The organism is bacterium (assembly GCA_040755795.1).
In the GTDB taxonomy this organism is placed as follows: domain Bacteria; phylum UBA9089; class CG2-30-40-21; order CG2-30-40-21; family SBAY01; genus JBFLXS01.
This window is the reverse complement of record JBFLXS010000368.1, coordinates 1-4,109: the sequence shown is the minus strand read 5'-3', so window position 1 is coordinate 4,109 and position 4,109 is coordinate 1. Positions and strand designations below refer to the sequence as shown.

Genomic DNA, 4,109 nt, shown 5'->3' with positions numbered 1-4,109 from the left:
ACTTAACCCAAGTTCATGGGATTAAGGGTAAATTTGGGACTAATTTAGCCTTACTAAAAATGTAAGTCTAATCATATCAGGATGTTAACTTTTTAAAAACTTTAAGAATTGGTTTGTAGTGTCAAAATCTTTTGGGTAAAGCAAAATTCCTCTTGACAAAACATACCCTTCTATGATATTATATTTCATTATGTTTATCCGAAAGGTTACCCACATAAATAAACAAAATGTTACTCAATATTATACTTACAAACTTGTAGAATCTCTGCGAACCCAAAAAGGACCTCGACAAAAGGTTATTCTTAATCTGGGAACAGATTTTAATCTCCCAGAGGAAGAATGGCAAATATTAGCTCAGCGAATCGAAGAGATTATCACCGGCCAGAAGGTTTTATTAGAGTATCCTGAAGAAATAGAGATTTTAGCTAAAAAGTATGCTCGCAGGATCATTAGTCGCCAAAGCTCATGCCTTCCTGTAATTAAGGAAGAGTCTCCTGTTAGTCCTGATTACCAAACGGTTGATCTCAATAGTTTAGAGAATGAGGAGTCTGTGACTATTGGTGCTGAAACAGTTGTTTTTCATACAATCAAGACTCTTCAAATTGACCAAAAACTTACTCAACTTGGTTTTAGTAAGCCACAAGTTGAGGTAGCGATAGGAGTGATAGCGGGAAGGCTTATTTTTCCTGGTTCTGAGCGAGCTACTCATATTTGGTTACAAGAGATAAGTGGTTTAGATGAGCTAATGGGGACAGATTTTAGTTTACTTTCTCAGGATAGGGTATATCGAGCCTCAGACAATCTTTTTTCTTGCAAAGAGGAGATAGAGAAACACTTAAATTGTCGAGAGCGTAATCTTTTTAGTTTAGGGGAGCAGATAATTCTTTATGATTTAACCAATACCTTTTTTGAAGGTAACGGGAAGAATAATCCTAAGGCAAGATTTGGACGGTCTAAGGAGAAGCGAAGTGATTGTCCTTTGGTAACCTTAGGGTTGGTGTTGGATGGAGATGGTTTTCCCAAGCACAGCGATGTATTTAGTGGTAATATTAGTGAACCCAGTACTCTGAAGGATGTTATTGAGAAACTTTCTTGTGGTCAGGACCTAATCAAACCTACTATTGTTTTGGATGCAGGGATAGCAACGGAAGAGAATTTGAAGTGGATAAAGGGGCAAGGGTATAGTTATTTAGTCGTATCTCGGAAGAAAGGAAAGAATATGTCATTGGATGAGGCTTCAACTATTGTTAAAGAGGACAAAGATAGTGTAGTTAGATGTAGTTTGGTAGAAGATAAGGAAAGCTCAGAGGTTAAACTTGTTGTTCATTCTACGGATAAGGAGAAGAAAGAAGAGGCGATTAAGAATCTTTTTCAGAAACGATTTGAGGAAGAATTGGAGAAGATAAAATCAGGTCTTTTAAAGAAGAAGACTCTCAAGAGATACGAGAAGGTAATAGAGAAAATAGGACGGTTAAAGGAGAAATACAAAAAGGTAGCCCGGCACTATAAGATTAGTGTTGTGAAGGATGTAGAAACAGAGAAAGCAAAAGATGTAAATTGGGTTTTAGAAAATGGAGAGGTAGAAAGAGAAGGGAGATATCTTTTACGGACAGACAGAAAGGATCTCCATGAGAAAGAGATTTGGGAGATTTATACCATGCTTACGGATGTAGAGAGTGCCTTTCGATGTATGAAATCTGAATTAGGTTTAAGGCCGGTTCATCATCAAAAGGAGGAGAGGGTAGATGGTCATTTATTTATTACGGTGCTGGCATATCATATCTTACAGACGATAAGATTTAATCTTCGCCAAGAGGGAATAAATAATGATTGGGAGGCGATTCGGAGTCGTTTAGCCACACATACTCGGGTAACCACCACCATAAGGAGGAAAGATGGTAAAATAGTTCATATCAGAAAATCGCTTAAACCCGAGCCATATCATAAAGAGATTTATGCGGCTCTAAAAATACCTTATCAAAAAATGGGGAGGATAATAAAAATAATTATTTGAAGATGTAGTGCCCAAATTGAATTTTTATGAGTTGTAACCCATTGATTTTGCTTAACTTAATTTTTTAAACCATGAACTTGGGTTAAGATGTGCCTGGTATAATACAAAAGACAAAAAGTAAAGATAACTATTCAGCCACTGATTAACACGGATTAGCACGGATAAATACACAGGTCAGAAGACAGAAGGCAGAGAGCAGAGGCGAGTTGTCCTCTGCTGGCGGCGGTTAGAGGAGGTGACAGGAATTATAAGACCTGAAGATATCGGTTGTCCCCCGCTGGCGGGGGTTAGGGGGTGGAAATTTCCTATTTAGTAAGCAGATTTAACGGATTTAGCGGAAAAAGAAATAAAAAAATCCGCTCAATCCGCTTAATTCGCTTACTAAAAAAAATCTGTTTAATCCGTTTACAAAAAGTAAGGTAGAAGATATAATTCTGCTTTCGAGGTCTGGTATAATACTTTTATATTTCAAAGATATTAAAAAAGATTTATAAAAAGTCATCCAGACTACCTGATATATGATATAATAGAAGAGGGTTGACCCTATACACTCAGAACTGAATTTTTATAAATAAGGTATTGACAAATCGAAAAATATGTGTTATGATATAATCAACTTTAAAACTTACACATCTTTTACCAAAGGCAAAAGGAGGAATAAAAAATGAGAAAGGTAATAAGTCTAATAGTTATAGGAATTGTAATATTTTCAGCGGATTATTGTCTGTCAAAGACACCAGGAGAAAAAGGGGCGGTATTTTTGAAATTGAGCCAGGGGGGCAAGACCAATCGCGATGGGTGAAACCTTTGTCGCTATTGCAGATGATATCAATGCCATCTACTGGAATCCTGCCGGTCTGGCTAATATCCAAAACAGACAGGCTACTTTTATGTATGCAGATTGGTTAGAAGAAATTACCTACAATTATCTTGCCTACATCCATCCACAGCAAATTATGGGTGGAATTATGGGTGGTGGTTTGACACTATTAGATTCAGGCAGTATTGATAGAACAATAGACGGAACTGGGAAGATAGGTGATTATGACGCCAAGGATATTGCGTTGAGTGTCGCTTATGCCAAAAAACTTACAGAAAATTGTAATTTAGGTGCGAGTATAAAATATATTCAGATGAAGATAGATAATGAAAAATCTACCGGTATCGCTTTAGATATCGGTTGTTTATACAAACCTACTGTAGAAAATCTTACCATTGGAGCAACCATTCAAAATCTTGGTCCTAAACTAAAGGCATTTATCAGTGAGAAAGATGCACTGCCGTTGAATATTAAGGTTGGTGGGGCATATAAATTACTGGATAATGCGTTAACCTTAGGGCTGGATGTCAATTTCCCATCAGATAATGATACCAACTTCAATCTTGGTGCAGAATATTGGATTAAGGAGATAGTGGCACTTCGAGCAGGATATAGAACCTTGACCAAAGATGCACTGAAATCCTCAAGTCTAACCTATGGTGCAGGATTCAGGATACCGAATGTCGGTGTAGATATAGATTATGCCTTCTGTGATTATGATGAGTTGGATAAAACCCATCGCGTATCGTTAGTAACAAGGTTTTAGTAGAACGCAGATTTTTAATAGTAAGCGGAGTTAATAGTAAGCGGATTTAGCAGATTGAGCGGATTTGTTTAATGGTAAGCGGATTTAGCAGATTAAGCGGATTTTTTTCCTCGTGTCCTAACATATTAACTTTCTAATATTTTAGTCAGATGAAGAAAGGGAAACACGAGTGTTAATTAGGTCAGGACACTAATGGATTTTTTTATTTTTTCCGCTCAATCCGCTCAATCGGCTTACAAAAAAATCTGTTTAATCCGCTTACAAGAAAGAAATCAGCTCAATCCGTTCAATCCGCTTACAAAAGAAATCCGTTTAATCCGTGTAACAAAAATATGAAAAATGACTTAATCTACGGAGATTTAACTTATGCAATTAGAAGATGTTTAGAGCCTATCCGAAAAATAGCTTAAGATAATGTTCCCCTTTGCCGATTTATATAGAGAAGGGTTTTTACTCAATCTATACTGAAAAAGGAGGGGGACAAGATGGCTGATGGAGAAATGGGTGTA

The 4,109-nt window shown here is 36.8% G+C and carries 3 protein-coding genes; all 3 read left to right on the top strand.

All coding sequences use genetic code 11. The features are described 5' to 3' along the window. Positions 1-190 precede the first annotated feature (190 nt). Positions 191-2,014: an IS1634 family transposase gene (locus AB1414_16735; GenBank protein MEW6609065.1), complete on the top strand. Its 1,824-nt coding sequence runs from the start codon at positions 191-193 to the stop codon at positions 2,012-2,014. Positions 2,015-2,678: 664 nt separating this feature from the next. Then, positions 2,679-2,816 carry a hypothetical protein gene (locus AB1414_16730; protein MEW6609064.1) on the top strand — a complete coding sequence of 46 codons (138 nt, stop codon included), beginning with the start codon at positions 2,679-2,681 and terminating at the stop codon, positions 2,814-2,816. Further along, complete coding sequence (locus tag AB1414_16725) at positions 2,809-3,600, top strand: PorV/PorQ family protein (protein MEW6609063.1); 792 nt, start codon at positions 2,809-2,811, stop codon at positions 3,598-3,600. The genes AB1414_16730 and AB1414_16725 overlap by 8 nt, the downstream gene beginning before the upstream one ends. Positions 3,601-4,109 lie beyond the last annotated feature (509 nt).